2 protein-coding genes are annotated in these 1,344 nt (G+C 72.5%); one reads left to right on the forward strand and one right to left on the reverse strand.

Annotated features, from left to right (window positions below; all coding sequences use genetic code 11):
* Positions 1-70: 70 nt before the first annotated feature.
* A complete protein-coding gene (locus ACWGIU_RS30625) occupies positions 71-367 on the reverse strand; it encodes a hypothetical protein (protein ID WP_453711244.1) in 297 nt (98 codons plus the stop codon).
* A gap of 383 nt (positions 368-750) precedes the next feature.
* Here ACWGIU_RS30625 and ACWGIU_RS30630 point away from each other — a divergent pair, with 383 nt between their 5' ends.
* Positions 751-1,137 (forward strand): hypothetical protein, encoded by a 387-nt coding sequence (locus ACWGIU_RS30630; RefSeq protein WP_453711246.1) that lies wholly within the window; start codon positions 751-753, stop codon positions 1,135-1,137.
* The last annotated feature ends 207 nt before the right edge of the window (positions 1,138-1,344 follow it).

The following is a 1,344-nucleotide window of genomic DNA, read 5'->3' on the forward strand; positions in this document are numbered from 1 at the left end:
GCCGTCGGCCTCCGGGACGACCACACCGCCGAAGTGGTACGGGCGCCGGGCCGCCCGGATCAGCCGGTGTTCACTCCTCGTGCACGTCGCAGTCGGTGTAGACGGTGGGCCTCGTCATCAGTGCCGACAGCTGCGCGGCCAGTTCGCCGGTTTCGGGCGCGTTGTTGTTGGCCATGGCCTCCTCGTGCGACGCGAACTCGACGACGGCGAGATGGCGGTTGGGGTTGGCCCGGTCCTTGAGGAGGGTGCGGGTGATCGGGGCACCGGCGCGGCCCTGCGAGCGGGCCTGCTCCTCGTAGGCGCGCAGCAGGTCGCGCACCTCGTCGATGCGCTCCGTCTCGAAGTCGATGATCTGGGCGAACTTCATTCTTCGGTTCCTCCTGGCGTACGGCGGTCCCCGCGGACGCGGTTCTTTCTTCCCCCTGGCCCAAGCAAACACCGTGGGCGTGCTGTGGGCCCGGTGCACACGCCCGTCGCGCGTCGCTCGCGGGGTCGGCGGCGGAGCACCTTGCGGGACACCGGCATCCACCGGCCCTGCGGCCCGGGCACCACGGCCGCCGCCCGGGAGGCCGGGCCGGGGTGCCGACGCGATGACCCCGACGGCCGAACCGTCCGGGCCACCCGGGTGACCTTCCGCACCGGTCGGCCGATGCCGGACCGGCGTGGCGACCGCACCCCGCAGCGTTCCGGTCGAATGTGGGCGGATCGTCCGCAACTCGCTGCAGGGCGCCTCCGCGGGGAGTATCAGCCATGCATCGTTTCATCCCCGTACTGCCAGCTGTCGTCGCCCTGACCGGCGCTCTCGCCGCCCCCGCGGCGGCCGGCCCCGCGGCCGACCCGAGGCCGATCACCTCCCCTTACGTCCAGGCCGCCGCGGACGTCACGGCCTCCGGCGCGCTCCGGCGGTCGAAGAACATCGACTGGGTACGTCACATCAACACCGGTCGGTACTGCGTGAATGTCAGCGAAGAGGTCAACCTGGCGTTCAGCGTCGTCTCCGTCGAGCTGCCGAATTCCAACCGCCGCAGCTTCAGCACCACCCCCAACCGCGTGTGCGGCCCGGACGCCGTCACCATCAACACCTGCGACCTCCGCGGCAATTACGTGGACAACCCGTTCACGGTCGTCGTGTTCTGACCGGCCTCGGGCTCTCCCGGATACCGGTTTCCCGTCCGGCGCCGCCGGCCCCTCGGACGTCGGGGCGTGCCGACTCGCTGCGCGTGGCCCCGGAACCGCCTGCGGTGACGACGGCCCGCGGACCGGCCCCCCGACCGGTCCGCGATCCGGCCCACCGGTCCGGTCCACCCACCCGGCCGACCGGTCAGGGGCTCGCGCCGCTCGTCG

This window comes from Streptomyces sp. NPDC054840 (assembly GCF_053611065.1).

Bases quoted from the DNA above. Each gene is read 5' to 3' on its own strand.
- ACWGIU_RS30625 (WP_453711244.1), bottom strand. From the start codon at position 367: ATGAAGTTCGCCCAGATCATCGACTTCGAGACGGAGCGCATCGACGAG.
- ACWGIU_RS30630 (WP_453711246.1), top strand. From the start codon at position 751: ATGCATCGTTTCATCCCCGTACTGCCAGCTGTCGTCGCCCTGACCGGC.